This window comes from Erwinia sp. PME.40.26/001, assembly GCF_055556675.1.
Genome location: NZ_JBVHNP010000001.1, coordinates 915,419 through 932,302 on the forward strand (window position 1 = coordinate 915,419; position 16,884 = coordinate 932,302).

Here is a 16,884-nt window from a genome sequence, read left to right on the forward strand (position 1 = left end):
CGGACGCGCCGTCATTTTTCTCAGGGGGCCTGATACCAATGTTAGACATGATGATAAAAAGAAAACGCCAGCGCCGGCATACGGAAGATCGCTACCTGGCGCTGGTGCTGGCCACCAGCGCCGGACTGCTGAATGCGATGGCGCTGGGGGCCTTTGGCATTTTTCCGTCCCATATGTCAGGGAATACGTCGCAGCTCTCCTCGGAGGTGTCCAGCGTGGATATCCGGGATATGACGTTTCTGCTGTCCATGATCGTTGCGTTTGTCAGCGGCTGCGTCAGCGCACGCCTGCTGGTGATTGTCGGTATCCGGCAAAATATACGCACCATCTTCAGTCTTATCCTGCTGGTGGAGGGGATTCTGCTGATAGCGATGTCAGCCTTTGAACTGCTGTACTACTCTTCAGCTAATAACCGTGAAGTGATCGTCTTCCTCGGGTTTTTAATGGGGATCCATAACGCCACTTCTACTCAGCTCTCCAATGGGCGCGTGCGTTCCACCCATATTACCGGCACGCTGACGGATGCGGGCATTGCGCTCGGCTCTTTACTGGCCGTGCTCTTCCGCCACGACCCGTCAAAACAGGTCAGCGCGCAGCGCAAACAGTTTATCACCCACCTGATCACCATCTTTTCCTTCCTGACCGGCGGCATCGCGGGCCTGATGCTGTTTAATCAGTTTGGTTTCGGTTCCATGATTGCCGTCGGCGCATTTCTGGTGATCATTGCCCTTGGCGCGGTGGCGCTTACCGTTAAGCTGGCGCGCGGCTGATCCCTGTTATGACGCGGCTCTTTTCGGAGCTGCGTCATAAAATAACAATTTGATCTGACCCAATGTGACATTTTCGTTGCGTAAGTAAACCCGCTCAATAACTATAGGTAGAACGTTCTACTAAAACGTTCTACTTGCACCACACCTGCCCTTTTACTCTTAAAACTCTGTCCCAGCGGGAGACACTATGCGTTTTTTTACCGGGTTCTTTAAATCGCTTTCCAGATTATCAATGATTGGCCGTGCGCTGATGTTGCCGATCTCACTGCTGCCAGCGGCGGGCCTGCTGCTGGCGTTCGGGGATAAGTTTCATCTGCCACTGATGATGAATGCCGGCGGTGTGATCTTTGATAACCTGCCGCTGCTTTTTGCCGTCGGCTCTGCCGTCGGCCTGGCGTCTGAATCCGGCATTGCCGCTCTGGCCGCCACCGTGTCCGTCCTGATCACCAATATGACCATCGGCACCGTGATGCAAATCACCCCGGAAATGGCGGCCAGCGGTGGGAAATACGCGATGGTTATCGGCATACCCACCTTACAGATGGGGGTGTTCGGCGGGCTGATTTGTGGCGTGCTGGCGGCCTGGTGCTATAACCGTTTTCATACACTGCAGCTGCCTGAGTTTCTCGGCTTCTTCTCTGGTAAACGCTTTGTCGCCATTGCCACCGCCTTCCTCTCTTTCCTGCTCGGGCTGGTACTGCCACACATCTGGCAGCATATTCAGGCCGGCATTGATGCGCTGTCGGTGGTGGTGAACGGCGATAATCAGGCGCTGTCGACCTTTATCTTCGGTCTGGTCGAGCGTGCGCTGATCCCTCTTGGGCTGCACCACATCTGGTACCCCTCTTTCTGGTACTCCTTCGGTGACTACACCACCCAGGCCGGACAGGTTATTCACGGCGATCAGACCATCTGGTTCAAAATGCTGGAAGAAGGCACCAAATCCTTTAGCAGCAATACCTACCAGAACGCCGGTAAGTTTATGCAGGGTGAGTTCCCGCTGATGCTCTTCGCCCTGCCAGCCGCCTGTCTGGCGATGTACCATGAAGCCAACACCAAAAACAAAAAAATCGCTTCAGGTATCCTGTTTTCGGCGGCGCTGACCTGCTTCCTGACCGGGATCACAGAGCCGGTAGAGTTCACCTTTATCTTTGTGGCACCGATCCTGTATGTCTTTAACGCCATCATGGCGGGCCTCTCCTATATGTGCATGTACCTGCTGGATGCGCATATTGCCAAGTCATTTTCTGCCGGGTTGATCGACTATATCTCGTTTGGCATCCTGCCTTCCTTTAACGGCTTCCAGACTCACTATCTCAGCGCGGTGATCGTGGGCGTGCCGATGGCGGCCATCTACTACGTCGTGTTCCGCTTTGTGATCCGCCGCTTTGACGTTAAAACACCGGGGCGCACAGATATCACGGCGAATGCCGGTGACAAAAGCGATGCAGAGCTGGCCAGCGAGATCACCGGTCTGCTGGGTGGCAGTCATAATATCAGCAGCGTGGGTGCCTGCATCACGCGCCTGCGGCTGGAAGTTGAAAACAGTGAACTGGTGGACAAAGACGGGCTTTACCACCTCGGCGCACGCGGGGTGGTGTTTGTCGGGGATAATGGCATCCAGATAATCTTCGGGGCCAGAGCACAGTTTATTGCGCAACAGATGGCCCCAGTGACCGGGCGCTAGCTGGCACAAATTATCGTCTCCTGTATGCTACGGGAGACGATTTTTTTACAAGGAATACAATGAAGAAGGTCAGCATTGTTGATGTGGCAAAACAGGCCGGTGTTTCCGTTTCCACGGTGTCGCTGGTGCTGCGCCAAAAAGGGAAGATCTCAACGCAGACCATTGAAAAGGTCCAGGCCGCTATCGCTGAACTGGGCTACGTACACAACGTGGCCGCAGCTAACCTGCGTGCCAGCACCTCAAATCTGATTGGCCTGATTGTCCGCGACTTCAGCGACACCTTTAATCTGAGAGTGATCACCAGCATTGTCCAGGCGCTGGAGCAGCAGGGTTATATGGTTTTTCTGGCACATCCGCAGGATGATGAGGCCCGGCTGGAACAGTGTCTGCTCTCGTTCACCCGTCAGGGGGTTGCCGGGGTGATCTACCTGACCAGCAGCGTTACCCGGCAAACCCTGCCCGGGGCGGTTCGCCACTGTGCGCTGCCGCTGGTGACCGTTTCTCAGGCGATGATCGAGGGGCAGTACGATCTGGTAATGCGCGACAACCGCCAGGCCGCTGCGCAGGCGACCCGCTATCTGATCGAGCGCGGCCACCGTAATATCGCCTATATCGGCGGTGAGGAAAACGACCTGATCCGCGACCAGCGGCTGGCGGGCTACCGTATGGCCCTGCAGCATTATGGTCTGGTCTATAAGGAAGAGTTCACACCCGCCTGCCGGGAGGAGACAGATGCAGCACGCCTGGCAACCCGGCGGCTGCTGGAGAGCAATAATAAGATCACCGCCCTGCTGTGCCACTCTTCTCATGCGATCATTGGCTGCCTGAACGGTATTCATCAGGTGGGTCGTACCGTCGGCAAAGACGTGTTTCTGACTCAGCAGGTCTCGCTGCTCGGGTTCGAAGATATGTTGCAGATCAACCTCAGCTCCCCTTCCTTTACCTATGTGTCGTCGGCCAGCGATGAAACCGGCCGCCAGGCCGCCGCGCTGATCCTGCGTAAAATCGGGCAGAACGCGCTCCCACCCCAGCGCATAGTGGTGTCGGGTGAGCTGGTGCTGAGAGAGTCCGGCTAGACGCTTACAGCCGTCCGGTATTCACCCGTTTGCCAATGTCCTTCAGCTGGGAGTACTTCTCCAGCAGCTGCGGACCATCGTCCAGGCTCATGGCAAACATCCACATATAGGTCATTACCGAATAGATATGTCCGGCGTCGTTCCCTCCGCTGCGGGCCATGTGCATCAGGGTCAGGCCAAACAGCAGCGCTACCATCACGCCAATCGACAAATAGCCCAGCGCTTCGCGATCGGACAGGCGGATGCGCAGCCCTGCCAGCACGCGGTAGTGTCGGATCAGCGAAGGGGTGTTGGCATGGCTGACAAAACGCACTTCCCGCTCCAGGCGGTTATTCAGTCGTCCAAACAGGCGCTCATTTTTATTCGTATAGCTGCGCAGGAAAAATGAGAAAAACAGCAGAATGACCAGGCAGGCCACCCCCGTCCAGAATTCGATAACCAGCAGCATCACCGCCGCCCCACTGATTGACGCCACGCTGGTGATCAGTACCGGCAGGTGTTTTTCAAAGAAGTCGACGAATTCACGCGACAGCGCCACGCGCGCCGCAATAGTGGAGTGGGTATGCCGATCCTCCCGCTGCTGCAGGATCACCGGCACCGCCAGTTCGGCATAAATACGCGCAAAGGTGCGGGTATCCACGCTGCGCCTGGCCGCGCCGATCGCCCACATTACCATCACCATCAGGGCATACAGCAGGGCGTGCAGCGGCTGGGCATTCAGCGTGGCATTAATGGCAAAACCCGCCAGCAGCGGATAAAGCAGATAGGTTACATTTTCGGCCACCACCAGCAGTAAGGTGATGACCAGTTTACGACTGTGGCGGCGACCCAGCCTTTTCAGGGTGGCGACGGCACTGCCGGCAACCGCGACGGTTCCCGGTAATTTACAGGTTTGCATGAGGCTCAATTCTGGTAGGATTGCGTTTGAGCGGTTGCTCAAAACTGAAATCCAGTCTATTTGAGCGCTTGCTCAAAGTCAACGCAGGGCAAATGATGAAAGAAACCCGGGAAGCGCTGAAAGCCAGAATTCTGCAGGGCGCGATCGCGCTGTTTATGGAAAAAGGCATTGAAAAAGTGACCACGCGCGAGCTGACCGAGCACCTTGGCATCTCACGCAGCCACATCTACCATTATTTCCGCGACTGGGAAATGCTGAGTAAAGAGGCGATGGCCCTCTACTTACAGCAGGATCGGGAAGCGTTTGCCGCCAGCATCACAGGCCTGACGGCAGAACAGCGGCTGACCGCGTTTGTTGCTGGTTATCTGCCTGCCGCAGCCGATGCCGCCTGGCAGCTTTACAGTTCGCTGTGGCAGCTGGCCATTCACGATGGTGAGTGGGCCGCGATCGCCCAGTCGATGATGGAACAGTGGCACCGCCTGCTGGGCAGCATTATCCACCAGGGTATTGAGGATCGGGCTTTTTTCAGCCCGGCACCGGAGCGGGTGACGCGCCAGCTGAGCGCCATGCTCAACGGCTATGCCGACCAGCTGATTGTCTCCCCCAACCCAGAGGCTCATCAGGCAGTGATGCAGGATATTGAGGCCTTTATCGCTCTGGCCCTGAGAACCTCACCCGCCCGCTAGCGCTCGTTGCGCTAACCCGCCCCGGCTGCCGTTCGCTATACTCGCCTTTTTAACCACTCCCCATCAGAGGAAGACCCGTGATCAAATTCAGCGTACTTTACCCGCGCCAGCCAGGCGCTCATTTCGACCATGACTATTATCGCGACGTCCATCTGCCGCTGATCCAGTCACGCATGGGCGCTGCCTGTCAGCAGTATGAAATTGATACGCCGCTCGACAGCAATATGCCGTATATCGCGGCCTGCCATATTTACTGCCCGGACAGGGCGACATTCGACAAAGTGATAGCAGAACATGGTGCAGAGTTTGCAGCGGATGTGGCTAATTTTACTAATGTGGAGTCGCAGAAGCTGGTGTCTGAAGTGTTACGCGTTAATTAAAGCGCAGCGGGCAGCCGGGTGTTCACCTCCGCTGCCCACCGTGGCGTGTGCCGGGCTGGACCGGTGTCCCGGCCAGCCCCCCCCCTCAGGAAAGGATATTCTTTTCGGCCAGATCCAGAGCGAAATAGCTGAAAATAATATCGGCTCCGGCCCGTTTAATCGACCCCAGGCTTTCCAGCGCGACGTCAATCTCACTGATGGCTCCCGCCTGCGCACCAAATTTAATCATCGCATACTCCCCGCTCACCTGATACGCCGCCAGCGGAAGCTGAGTGCGCTCACGCACGTCGCGCAGAATATCCAGGTATGCGCCTGCCGGTTTCACCATCAGCGCATCCGCCCCTTCCGCTTCGTCGATCAGTGACTCGCGAATGGCTTCGCGGCGGTTCATCGGGTTCATCTGGTAAGTTTTCCGATCGCCCTTCAGCGAGGTGCCAGCGGCTTCACGGAACGGGCCATAGAAGGAGGAAGCAAACTTGGTGGAGTAGGACATGATTGCCGTGTCGGTAAAGCCTGCGGCATCCAGCGCGTGGCGGATCGCCGCGACCTGACCATCCATTGCCGCTGACGGGGCAATAAAGTCGGCACCCGCTGCAGCGGCAACCACTGCCTGACGGCCAAGGTTAATCAGCGTGGCATCATTATCCACCCCGTGGTCGTGCAGCACGCCGCAGTGGCCGTGGCTGGTATATTCACAGAAACAGGTGTCGGACATCACGATCATTTCCGGCACGGTTTCCTTGCAGATGCGCGACATGCGCGCCACCAGCCCGTTCTCATTCCAGGTGTCACTGCCGTCTGCATCGGTATGGTGAGAGATGCCAAAGGTCATCACCGACCGCACACCCGCTCTGGCAATGCGCTCAATTTCATATGCCAGACGTTTTTCAGGGATGCGCATCACCCCCGGCATGGCGGCGATAGGCTTATAGTCATCAAGTCCTTCCTCAACAAAGATCGGCAGAGCCAGATCGTTCAGGCTGAGGGAACTTTCCTGAAACAGGGAGCGGAGAGATGCAGACTGACGCAGGCGTCGTGGGCGCTGGACTGGAGAATAGCTGGACAAAACAACCTCTGTTTAGCGGGTCATACACCGGTCAACGGCACCGGCGATGATAAATATGAATAGTGCGCTAACAGTATACCTCCGGGCGCAGGATGACAATGCCTGCGCGATACCGGCAGCCCTCCCCGGCACAGAATGATTCATTTTTCGCGGTTGCACGCACAGGACTCACTTGAAAGCGCGCCGTAGATAGCGCTTTATAAGGGGGACTTTTTCTTTTTATCCATAAGGAAACCCCATGTCTGAACACGCGACGTTAACCTTCGTCACCCTGCTGGGCAGCCTGCGCAAGGCCTCCCTGAATGCCGTTGTCGCCAGTAACCTGCCCGCGCTGGCACCCGAAGGCGTTGAGATCCACGCCCTGGGGTCGGTTGCCGACTTCCCCCATTACGACGCCGATATTCAGGCCGAAGGCTTCCCGCCTGCCGTGCTGGCAATGGGTAAAGCGATTGCGGCTGCGGACGGAGTGATTATTGTCACGCCGGAATATAACTACTCCGTACCCGGCGCGCTAAAAAACGCCATCGACTGGCTGTCACGTCTGCCGGACAACCCGTTTGCCGATAAACCCGTGGCGATCCAGAGTGCCTCACCGGGGATGATTGGCGGTGCGCGCGCCCAGTATCACCTGCGGCAGAGCCTGGTTTTCCTGAATGCACGGGTGCTGAACAAGCCGGAGATTATGATCGGTCAGGCCACCAGCCGGATTGATGCAGACAGTGCCAACGTCACCGATGAAAGTACCCGTCAGCACCTGACGGCGCAGCTGGCCGCCCTGGCTCAGGAAGCCCGCCGCTAATTTCCCCTCCGGCAGGCAGGCAACAGCCTGCCGGAGCGAATACCCGCCCCCGCCTTATTTTTCTGTACGCCGCTGCACTCGCGCACATATCTCCCCATTATCAGTAATAAGTTATCTATCCTGTACAGGAGAAAATTAAACACGGCCTAATCATAACGGGAGAAAAAATGGGATTTCTTGGCTGGACGGCGGCCACCGGCGGGCTGCTGTTACTGATGTCGCTGGCCTCAGGCTGGATAAGTCGTGGCCCGGTCACTTCGTTCGCACTTTATCTGATTGCCGGGATCCTCTGCGGCCCCTGGGTACTGGACCTGCTGCGGATTGATATCGCCGCCCACGCGCATCTGGCAAAAAATCTGACGGAAATTGCCATGGCCGCCTCACTGTTTATCACCGGACTCAAGCTGCGCCTGCCCCTGAACAGCCCGGGCTGGCGAATGGGGGTGCGGCTGGCGTTTCCCGCCATGCTGCTGACGGTGGCAGGCGTGACGCTGGCCACGCATTTTCTGGTCGGTTTCTCCTGGCCGCTGTCGCTGGCGTTTGGCGCCATCGTTGCGCCGACCGACCCGGTGCTGGCCAGCCTGATCTCGGTTAACGACGCCCGCGACGACGATAACCTGCGCGTCTCACTTTCCAGCGAGGCCGGGCTGAACGACGGCACCGCCCTGCCGCTGCTGATGCTGGCGGTGGCCCTGCTCGCCGGCGGTGCAGAGATGTCCTGGTCGTTTATCAGCCACTGGGCGCTGAAGGATGTCCTGTGGGCGGTGGCAGGCGGCAGCGCCATCGGTTTTGGGCTGGGCAGGCTGATTGGTCAGTACGCCTCACATCTGAGACACACGCATCAGGATGTCGCCCCCAATGACTTCCTGGCGCTGGCGCTGATCGCCCTCAGCTACGCCATTGCGCAGTCGCTGGATGCCTCCGGTTTTCTGTCGGCCTTTGCGGCAGGTGTCGGCCTGCGTCGCGCCGAGATGCGCGTGGTGCGGCATTTCCCGACAGAAGAGTTCCAGGAGAGTGACTACCATCCCCCTGCGGAGGAGCTGGTAAACCCTAATGCGCGCCATCAGACCGACCAGACCCATCCGGCGCGCTCGGCGGGGCTGGTGGTCAGCGATGCGCTCTCTTTTGGCGACACCATTGAACGCCTGTTTGCGGCGGCGATCATTATTGTTCTGGGGGTAACGCTGGCACAGCACTGGAACACCACCGGGCTGTGGATGGCCGCGCTGCTGTTTTTTGCCATTCGCCCTCTGTCGGTGTGGCTGTCTACCGTCGGCACGCCGGCTCCTGCCCTGCAGCGGGCCACTATCGGCTGGCTGGGGATCCGCGGTATCGGCAGCATAAACTATATTGCCTGGGCCTATACGCACGGTCTGGCGGGTGCCGACGCCGCGCGCATGGCCGATATGGCCTTTACACTGATCGTGGCCAGCGTGGTGGTGCACGGCATCTCCGTCACGCCGTTAATGAACTGGCGTCAGTCCCGCCTGCAGCGGAAGTGACGCCGTCGGTCACGCCTGTTCGTTGCCCGGACGCTGATAAGCCGCAGGCCGGGTCAGGTAGGTTTTCAGAATGTTGTGTTTCACCAGCAGGTAAATAATGCCGATAAACACCAGCACCTCTGAGAACACCAGCGCACAGGCCGCGCCGATTGCACCAAACTTCCACGCCATCAGGCAGCAGAACGGAATGTTCGCGGCACCGACGATAAACATCAGATACATACGCTGCTTTGCCAGGCCATGCGGGATAAGGATCTGCAGGCCTGCCGGGTAGCTGATGTTACCGAAGATAAAGCCGCACACGGCAATACGCAGCACATCCGCTGACTCATGAAACGCCGGGCCAAGCAGCAGCCGTACGACAAAGTCCGCGAAGAAGAAGGTGAAGACCACGATAAATACGCTCAGACCGAACGACAGGCTGATGCTTTTACGCGTGGCCGCGACCGCAGCGGCGCGATCCTTATGAAAAAGATGGCTGACTCGCGGGAAGAAAGCATTACCGATCTGTTCCGGCACCGAGTTCGCGGCCTTCTTCAGACGATCGGACCCGTTGTAGAGCCCCACCATATAGGTGTTGGTCATGCTGGCCAGGATCAGCACGTTGATGTTGTTGAAGAGGTTGGCCCCCAGAATAGACATAAAGACGTGCAGGCTGTCTTTCGTGCGCTGCAGGATCTCCCCGGGTTCGAAGCGATACGCCCCGATCACGCGCATTTTGACCACAAAAGTCAGCGTAATGATCGCCGTGACAAACGCCACCACACCGGGCACCAGCGCCGCCAGCCACGTATCCTCGGGTGATTTGACCAGCAAAAAGGTCAGCGGGATTGACGTCAGCTGCCCGACGGTGGAAATCACTGCGGTTTTACCGAGCTTTTCAAAGCCCTGCATCAGCCAGCCAAAAGAGAGCAGCTGCCCGTACAGCACCGTAGAGTTAGCAAGGGCAATAAAGAACAGCGCGTGCCAGGCGGGATTAAGCCAGGTGACGACCAGCAGCACCGCCAGCGATGCGGTCCCCAGCAGCAGTTTGGCATTGAATGTCGACCAGAATAGCTGGGTAACGCGTTGCTTATCGTCCCGATGCTGGGCAATATCCTTGGTGGTATAAATGTTAAATCCCCAGTCAGAGATCGTGCTGCAGTACATCACGCAGGCTAACCCCAGCGCCAGCAGCCCCATATGTTCAACGCCGAGAACGCGAGCCAGATAAGGCAGCGTTGCCAGTGGAATGATAAATGAGGCACCGCGATACGCCAGCAGCGACAGTACATTAATTAACAGCGTTTTATCGATTACTTTAGCCATCAGCCCCTGACCTTTAAAAAAAATCCCTTCATGCTTTGCGTAGACTCCGCTTTATCCTGAGCAGATTAGAGTACAATTCCGGCCGTCTTAACAGCAGCCAGTTGGCTGCCCCCCCTGGTTTCAGATTTTTCCCGAAATAATCAATGGCGTGATGCACATATTGCGGCACGGACCTTCCGCTGGAAAGCGACAGGTGGATCATCAGCTTAAAGGAGTGAATAAGATATAAGCGTCGTAACTCGCTGCGGTCGTCGAGATCAGCCGTCAGTTTAATCATTTTTTCATAGGACTGTATAAAAGCATCATAACGATGACGGAAATACCCTTCCGTTTTAACCCCCTGGGTTAACGACCCGCGACGCAGCCGCTGCCGGTAATAGACATTTTCACTGACAAACGCGACTCGGGTCCGCAGAAAAGCGTCGAGCGTGTAACAATGGTCCTCATGAACCCGCTCTATATATTTCAAATTAAATCTGTCTATGATTTCTTTTTTCAGAACATAATTCCAGCTGGCCGAGGTGTAGGCCCCCTTGCGCAGCAGATGGCGAAATACGGTTTGCGAAGAGGACAGTCCCGACAGCGTATGCTGTACTTTCGGCCAGCTGTCGTCCGGGTTGCCATCGGTGAAAATCTCCGAGTTAAAACAGAACAACTCCAGTGCAGGATACTGCACCACCCGTGCGGAAAACTCCGTATAAAAGCCTTCACAAACAACATCATCCGGATCACAACTGAAAACATACTCTCCGCTGGCGAGGTGAATGCCGTGGTCACGTGCCCGTCCCGCTCCGCCATTTTCCACGCTGACGATCCTGACCCGTGGGTCATTACCAAAGCGTGCCTGAATGAGGGCCAGCGTATTATCGGTCGAACCGTCATTAACAATAATTAATTCATTTGGCGCTGGTATTTGTGCCAGCAGTGAATCGACACATTCAACAATATAATTCTCTACGTTATACGCAGGGATAATTACTGACAGCAGTTTTCGCGTCATCACATTCGTCTCGCCATTTCAGATTTGGTTTTAATTAACACCAGAAAATAATAAAAAACAACGACGGGTGACGCCCGGCATAGCGTTTAGGATAAAACTTACCTCTTGGGGAAAATTTCATAAGAGAAATTTAAACAAGATATAAAATGACACAAATAAATATTCAGAAAAAATAAAATTAAACGAACAGTAAACACCACTTTATTTAACACCAATTATTTACAGGCTCTTAATTTAATCTTAATGTTCCTTGTTTTTGCCTGTTGATTTAATTCTGACAGCGCACGAAGATGAACAATGAATCAACGGCCGGTGAGATCGAGAGAAATCGCTGAAAAATAAATGTCATTCTGTAACCCCTCCCCAGGGATTTTCTTAATGAACAGCACCTGTATTTAACCGGCAGCGCGGGGAATAGTGATGAAAAACGTGATGTTAGCGATATACCCGGCATTCAGCAAAGAACGGCGGGGTGAACAACGCTGAAATAGCTGTTTACGTTTGCTTTTTCAGCCTGCCGCGTTGTGCCCCTGCTGGCCGGCACGCGGCAGGCTGAAAAAGCAGACCACTCTGATTGAAAAAATGGTTAACCCTCTGAAAAAGTCACCTTCCGACCCCGCCAGCGGCCACGCTACTGACTCCCGCCCTCTTTATCGGCGGAACGGGTCAATCGCTTACTTTTTCATCCTTTCGGTGAATATTCCGCCAGGCGCGTTGGTATTTATTACTGTTCGTAACATTCTGTGGTCGTTTCCGGCGTGAGTGATAAAAGCTCCTGATAAGTTAACCCCTGCTAACCAAAAAAAGTCAGAAATCAGAACTGCATCAAAGCCCGATCGTCCACCAGGCCCTGCTGTCAGGCATTTGTGCTAGCCTTTTACAGAATTCAGGCGACAGAAACGATCCATCCGGGCGATTAAAATATGAAGATTTCTGACAGTTTCCGTCATCATTTCATTAAAGACGTGTTGATACCCCTGACCTTTGTTTTACTGCTGACGTCCGCTGCAGGTATTTCCACGCTGCTGTGGGCCACATCACGGGCTAACCAGGATGAAACCCGTCAGCAGCAGCAGATCGTTGACAGTGCCTTGTCGCACAGTGTTGCCGGGATGCAGAAGCAGCAGCGCAGCCTCACCCACTGGCCGCCGCTGGCAGAGCGCCTGGCACAGACGCCGCACGATCTGGGCTGGCTGAATGAAAACGTCGGGGCCTGGCTGTCCGGTATGTTTGACCATCAGCTGATCTACCTGCTGGATGCCAGCGGACACCCCGTCTATCTGTGGGAGGATGGACGTAACGTTCCGCCTGATCGCTTTGCCCACGTCGCCTATGCGGTACGTCCCTTCCAGCAGAGCCTGACACATCGCCACAGCCCCGGGACTGCCCGCAGCGACCGGACAGGTTTTGTCCTGATTGATGACGCCCCTGCCATCGTGACGCTGGGTGAAATCAGCGCTGACGCAGCCGACAGAGGCACGTATTCCATGCTCAGTATCCGCCGGTTGGACAGCGACTGGCTGCAATCCCTCGCCCGGCGCGGTCTGCTCCACGATCTGCGTTTTACACCCCGGGTCGTCCCGGCAGGCACCCCTGGCTATTTTACTTTGAAGACGCCGCAGGGAGTCCCCATCGGCAGTCTGGCATGGACGGCAGACCGCCCCGGAACCCGCATGCTTGAGGTTCTTGCACCGGCCATGGCGCTGGTCCTGTTGGTGATTGTGCTGATCTCTGTGGTGATGATCCGGCGGCTGTGGCTCTCCTCCATGCGGCTTTCCGACTCCCTGCTGCAGCTGGGTGCCAGCGAAGCCCAGGCACAGCACCTCGCTTTTCACGATGTCCTCACCGGGCTGCCAAACCGGGCGCTGGTGGATGAGCGGCTTAACCAGGCGCTGGTGCATCTGCCCCGCCAGCAGGAGAAACTGGCCCTGCTGCTGCTGGATCTTGACCGCTTTAAAACGATTAATGATACCTATGGTCATCAGGCCGGGGATGAGCTGATCGTCGAAGTGGCGCACCGTCTGAACGGGCTGGTACGCCATCGCGATACAGTAGGCCGCCTGGGCGGCGATGAGTTTGTCATTATTCAGCAAGACATCACCACCTCACGGGAAACGCATCTGCTCTGCCAGCGCATTATTGACGCACTGAACCGCCCCTTTACGCTGCTGGGCAATGAGACCTGGATCGGCGTCAGCATTGGCGTGGTGCTGGCCCCCGACGACGCCACCGAGCGCATGGAGATGCTGCGTAAAGCTGACATTGCGCTGTATGAGGCAAAAAATCAGGGACGCGGACAGTACCGGATATTTGAACACGTCATGGATGAATCACTGAAAACGCGCCAGCAAATTGGCGCTGACCTGCGGCTGGCGTTGCAAACCCGACGCGATCTCAGCGTGCATTACCAGCCGCTGGTAGAGATCAGCGGACAGCGGATCGTCGGCTTTGAGGCACTGGTGCGCTGGCAGCATCCGGTGCAGGGCATGATTTCCCCTACCGAGTTTATCCCCATTGCCGAAGAGATGGGGATTATCGCCCCGCTGGGAGAATGGGTACTGCGCGAAGCCTGCCAGACAGCGCGCCAGTGGCCCGACCTGACCCTCGCCGTTAACGTCTCTCCGCTGCAGTTCCGCGCGCCCGGCTTCGTTGAGCGTATCAGGGCTATCGTCAGTAAAGAGCAGGTTTCCCCTTCACGTATCGAACTGGAAATCACCGAGGGCGTGCTAATTGACGATGAAAAGAGGGCAAAAGGCATCATCGACGGCCTGCGGGCGGCAGGCTTTCGTATTGCGCTGGATGACTTCGGTACCGGCTACTCCAGCCTGAATTATCTCAGCCATTTTTCCGTGGATAAGATCAAAATTGATCGCTCCTTTACCCAGTCGCTGGGTATGAGCGGTAACGCCGCCGCAGTTATCGAATCCGTCGTCAGACTGGGGCATGCGATGGGCCTGACGGTTACAGCTGAAGGAGTGGAAAATCGCGGGCAGATGAAAGCCCTCGCCCGGGCCGGGTGTAACCATCTCCAGGGCTATCTGTTCTCTGAGGCGGTTCCCCGGGAGCAGATAGCCGGGCTGGTTAACCCGCGAGAAGCCAGCTGAATCAGGTCGGGAATGAAACGGGCCGGCGTTCCGGCCCGCGATATCAGAAGAAGCCGAGCGGTTCGATGCTGTAGCTGATCAGCAGGTTTTTAGTCTGTTGATAGTGATCGAGCATCATTTTATGCGTTTCGCGGCCAATCCCTGATTTCTTGTAGCCCCCGAAGGCGGCATGCGCCGGATAGAGGTGATAGCAGTTGGTCCACACGCGCCCTGCCTTAATGGCGCGCCCTACGCGATAGGCACGGTTAATATCGCGCGTCCACACCCCCGCTCCCAGGCCGTAGATGGAGTCGTTGGCCATGGCGATGGCTTCTGCTTCATCGTTGAAAGTGGTAATCCCCACTACCGGCCCGAAGATCTCCTCCTGAAACACGCGCATGCTGTTATTTCCCTTCAGCAGGGTCGGCTGGATGTAATATCCACCAGCCAGATCACCTTCCAGTTTTTCTACGCCGCCGCCGGTGAGGATTTCCGCCCCCTCGTTCTGCGCAATCTCAAGATAAGAGAGGATTTTGTCAAACTGCTGCTGCGAAGCCTGTGCGCCCACCATGGTATCGGTATCCATCGGGTCGCCGCGCCTGATGGTTTTGACCCGTTTCATCACCGCAGCCATAAAGGGTTCATAAATCGACGCCTGTACCAGCGCGCGTGATGGACAGGTACAGACTTCCCCCTGATTGAGAAAGCCCAGCACCACGCCTTCTGCCGCTTTTTCAATAAATGACGGCTCCGCCTGCATAATATCTTCAAAGAAAATGTTCGGTGACTTCCCGCCCAGCTCAACGGTAGACGGGATCAGATTTTTTGCCGCCAGCTCAAGGATATGCCCGCCGGTTGCGGTTGAGCCGGTAAAGGCCACTTTGGCAATGCGCGGGTGAGAGGCCAGCGCCTCCCCGGCTTCGCGCCCGAAGCCGTGGATGACATTCAGTACGCCTGCAGGCAGCAGGTCGCCGATCAGCCCGACGAACAGCGTGATCGACAGCGGGGTCTGCTCGGCCGGTTTCAGTACCACGCAGTTGCCTGCGGCCAGCGCCGGTGCCAGCTTCCACGCGGCCATCAGCAGCGGGAAGTTCCAGGGAATAATCTGTGCCACCACGCCCAGCGGTTCATGAAAATGATAAGCCGCAGTAAACTCATCAATCTCCGCTGCCGTCCCCTCCTGGGCACGCAGGCAGCCAGCAAAATAGCGGAAGTGATCCACGGCCAGCGGCAGATCGGCCGCCAGCGTTTCGCGCACCGGTTTGCCGTTATCCCAGGTCTCATTGACCGCCAGCATCTCCAGATTCTGCTCCAGACGGTCAGCAATTTTCAGCAGCGTGAGAGATCGGGACTGGACCGACGTTTTTCCCCACGCGTCAGCGGCGGCGTGCGCAGCATCCAGCGCCTTTTCCACGTCATCTTTATCGGAGCGCGGAAAGTCGCCAATTACCGACCCATTGACCGGTGAGGTGTTGGTAAACCAGGTGCCGTTAACCGGCGGCGTAAACTCGCCGTTGATGTAGTTACCATACTGTGACTGCAGGGTAATCAGAGACTCTTTACTGCCCGGATATACATAGCGCATCATCGCTCTCCTGTTAAAGAAATCGCCGTGGCGAACTAAATGTTAACAATAAAATAACTCATTATTAACATTATCAATAACGGTGAGCATGTCAGATTGCCGGGCCGTAAACTGTGACGGCATCGAAAGGAAAACGGCATTTTAGCCCAGCGCTGTGAGGCAGCGCACAGGGCCACTGCCGCAGGCGCACGGCAGGGCCGCAGCATCACGCCCGCTGAGCGACGGGCTGCACCTGCTGCCAGAAATCACCTAATAACCGGGCCGGCCACTGCGGTACCGGCTGCGCCGTCATCAGGCGGGCAACCTCAACCTCACTCAGGCTGTTCTGCAGGCAGGCGGTCATAATCTCAGGGGTGAATTCGGGATGAAACTGCACCGACAGCGCCTGGGCGCTATAGCGGATAATCTGACAGCCGTCCTGCGGCGAACGGGCCAGCACCTGCGCGCCCACCGGCGGCGTCAGTACCGACTGGCGGTGTGACAGCCAGGCGGTGAACCGATCGGGAAGTGCCGACAGCAGCGGGTCCTGCCGCATCCCCGCATCCCCTGTCACCCTTACTGCCCCCCGTTCCCAACCCGCCGGGTTATCCCCGACGTTGCCCCCCAGGGCATAAGACATCAGCTGATGTCCGTAACAGACGCCCAGCAGCGGCAGCTGCTCTGCTACGGCATGCCGCACCCAGGCCGCCGTTCGCTCACTCCAGTCGGCGCGATCGGTCACCATCGCCCAGGAGCCGCTGAGGATGGCGGCAGAAATCGCGTGCACATCGGGCAGAGCCTCCCCCCGATCCGGACGGACGACAATATAGTCACTGGCTGACAGCTCCAGTGCCGCCACAAACCACTGCGCCTGCTCGCCGACGCGCGCGCTGACCGCCCCGGGCGGTGATTCAAGCTGAATAATGGCTAAAGGAAGTCTCGCTGTCATCGTAATCTGTCCTCAGATCGCTGCGGGGCCGCTTACCCCGGCGACGATCATGGCAGCTTACCGCCGCGCTGTCTCATAACATTTTCTTGTATTGTCTTGATAACCCACCGGCTTCC

Annotated in this window: 14 protein-coding genes; 8 read left to right on the top strand and 6 right to left on the bottom strand. The window is 56.8% G+C overall.

The genetic code is table 11. The features are described 5' to 3' along the window. Nucleotides 1-38: 38 nt before the first annotated feature. From ACZ3HG_RS04565 to malI, 3 genes are all read left to right on the top strand, one after another. Nucleotides 39-770, top strand: a complete 732-nt coding sequence (locus ACZ3HG_RS04565; protein WP_191932623.1) for a YoaK family protein — start codon at nt 39-41, stop codon at nt 768-770. Nucleotides 771-957: 187 nt separating this feature from the next. Continuing rightward, a complete protein-coding gene (locus tag ACZ3HG_RS04570) occupies nt 958-2,457 on the top strand; it encodes a PTS transporter subunit EIIC (protein WP_191932624.1) in 1,500 nt (499 codons plus the stop codon). Between the two features lie 59 nt (nt 2,458-2,516). Further along, on the top strand, nt 2,517-3,533 hold the full coding sequence (gene malI, locus ACZ3HG_RS04575; RefSeq protein ID WP_191932625.1) for a Mal regulon transcriptional regulator MalI: 1,017 nt from the start codon (nt 2,517-2,519) through the stop codon (nt 3,531-3,533). Between the two features lie 4 nt (nt 3,534-3,537). On the opposite strand, the gene ACZ3HG_RS04580 is transcribed toward malI, so the two are convergent. Next, a complete protein-coding gene (locus ACZ3HG_RS04580; RefSeq protein WP_465332024.1) occupies nt 3,538-4,431 on the bottom strand; it encodes an ABC transporter six-transmembrane domain-containing protein in 894 nt (297 codons plus the stop codon). 92 nt (nt 4,432-4,523) lie between these two features. Here ACZ3HG_RS04580 and ACZ3HG_RS04585 point away from each other — a divergent pair, with 92 nt between their 5' ends. Both ACZ3HG_RS04585 and ACZ3HG_RS04590 read left to right on the top strand, forming a co-directional pair. Then, nucleotides 4,524-5,117, top strand: a complete 594-nt coding sequence (locus ACZ3HG_RS04585; protein ID WP_244633608.1) for a TetR/AcrR family transcriptional regulator — start codon at nt 4,524-4,526, stop codon at nt 5,115-5,117. A gap of 77 nt (nt 5,118-5,194) precedes the next feature. Further along, nucleotides 5,195-5,497: an EthD family reductase gene (locus ACZ3HG_RS04590; protein WP_191932627.1), complete on the top strand. Its 303-nt coding sequence runs from the start codon at nt 5,195-5,197 to the stop codon at nt 5,495-5,497. 85 nt (nt 5,498-5,582) lie between these two features. Here the strand turns inward: ACZ3HG_RS04590 and hemB are convergent, their stop codons facing one another. Then, entirely contained in the window at nt 5,583-6,563 is a 981-nt protein-coding gene (gene hemB / locus ACZ3HG_RS04595; RefSeq protein ID WP_191932628.1) for a porphobilinogen synthase, read from the bottom strand. A gap of 238 nt (nt 6,564-6,801) precedes the next feature. On the opposite strand from hemB, the gene ACZ3HG_RS04600 reads away from it, so the two are divergent. Further along, the gene (locus ACZ3HG_RS04600) at nt 6,802-7,362 is read left to right on the top strand and encodes an NADPH-dependent FMN reductase (RefSeq protein WP_191935787.1); all 561 of its coding nucleotides are present in this window, start codon (nt 6,802-6,804) and stop codon (nt 7,360-7,362) included. Between the two features lie 167 nt (nt 7,363-7,529). Continuing rightward, nucleotides 7,530-8,864 carry a cation:proton antiporter gene (locus ACZ3HG_RS04605; RefSeq protein WP_191932630.1) on the top strand — a complete coding sequence of 445 codons (1,335 nt, stop codon included), beginning with the start codon at nt 7,530-7,532 and terminating at the stop codon, nt 8,862-8,864. Between the two features lie 9 nt (nt 8,865-8,873). On the opposite strand, the gene ACZ3HG_RS04610 is transcribed toward ACZ3HG_RS04605, so the two are convergent. Together ACZ3HG_RS04610 and ACZ3HG_RS04615 are read right to left on the bottom strand one after the other, a co-directional pair. Beyond that, nucleotides 8,874-10,172 carry a flippase gene (locus ACZ3HG_RS04610; protein ID WP_191932631.1) on the bottom strand — a complete coding sequence of 433 codons (1,299 nt, stop codon included), beginning with the start codon at nt 10,170-10,172 and terminating at the stop codon, nt 8,874-8,876. A gap of 28 nt (nt 10,173-10,200) precedes the next feature. After that, nucleotides 10,201-11,172, bottom strand: a complete 972-nt coding sequence (locus tag ACZ3HG_RS04615; protein WP_465332027.1) for a glycosyltransferase family 2 protein — start codon at nt 11,170-11,172, stop codon at nt 10,201-10,203. Nucleotides 11,173-12,095: 923 nt separating this feature from the next. Between ACZ3HG_RS04615 and ACZ3HG_RS04620 the strand changes: the two genes are divergently transcribed. Then, on the top strand, nt 12,096-14,276 hold the full coding sequence (locus ACZ3HG_RS04620) for a putative bifunctional diguanylate cyclase/phosphodiesterase (protein ID WP_465332029.1): 2,181 nt from the start codon (nt 12,096-12,098) through the stop codon (nt 14,274-14,276). Nucleotides 14,277-14,319: 43 nt separating this feature from the next. Here ACZ3HG_RS04620 and exaC read toward each other — a convergent pair whose 3' ends face one another. Next, nucleotides 14,320-15,840 (bottom strand): acetaldehyde dehydrogenase ExaC, encoded by a 1,521-nt coding sequence (gene exaC / locus ACZ3HG_RS04625; RefSeq protein WP_191933109.1) that lies wholly within the window; start codon nt 15,838-15,840, stop codon nt 14,320-14,322. A 205-nt stretch (nt 15,841-16,045) separates the two neighbouring features. Next, nucleotides 16,046-16,774 (bottom strand): glutamine amidotransferase, encoded by a 729-nt coding sequence (locus ACZ3HG_RS04630; protein ID WP_465332574.1) that lies wholly within the window; start codon nt 16,772-16,774, stop codon nt 16,046-16,048. Nucleotides 16,775-16,884: the final 110 nt, after the last annotated feature.

Bases quoted from the DNA above. Each gene is read 5' to 3' on its own strand.
- ACZ3HG_RS04620 (WP_465332029.1), top strand. From the start codon at position 12,096: ATGAAGATTTCTGACAGTTTCCGTCATCATTTCATTAAAGACGTGTTG.
- ACZ3HG_RS04610 (WP_191932631.1), bottom strand. From the start codon at position 10,172: ATGGCTAAAGTAATCGATAAAACGCTGTTAATTAATGTACTGTCGCTG.
- ACZ3HG_RS04570 (WP_191932624.1), top strand. From the start codon at position 958: ATGCGTTTTTTTACCGGGTTCTTTAAATCGCTTTCCAGATTATCAATG.
- ACZ3HG_RS04605 (WP_191932630.1), top strand. From the start codon at position 7,530: ATGGGATTTCTTGGCTGGACGGCGGCCACCGGCGGGCTGCTGTTACTG.
- exaC (WP_191933109.1), bottom strand. From the start codon at position 15,840: ATGCGCTATGTATATCCGGGCAGTAAAGAGTCTCTGATTACCCTGCAG.
- ACZ3HG_RS04600 (WP_191935787.1), top strand. From the start codon at position 6,802: ATGTCTGAACACGCGACGTTAACCTTCGTCACCCTGCTGGGCAGCCTG.
- malI (WP_191932625.1), top strand. From the start codon at position 2,517: ATGAAGAAGGTCAGCATTGTTGATGTGGCAAAACAGGCCGGTGTTTCC.
- ACZ3HG_RS04615 (WP_465332027.1), bottom strand. From the start codon at position 11,172: ATGACGCGAAAACTGCTGTCAGTAATTATCCCTGCGTATAACGTAGAG.
- ACZ3HG_RS04565 (WP_191932623.1), top strand. From the start codon at position 39: ATGTTAGACATGATGATAAAAAGAAAACGCCAGCGCCGGCATACGGAA.
- ACZ3HG_RS04580 (WP_465332024.1), bottom strand. From the start codon at position 4,431: ATGCAAACCTGTAAATTACCGGGAACCGTCGCGGTTGCCGGCAGTGCC.
- ACZ3HG_RS04585 (WP_244633608.1), top strand. From the start codon at position 4,524: ATGATGAAAGAAACCCGGGAAGCGCTGAAAGCCAGAATTCTGCAGGGC.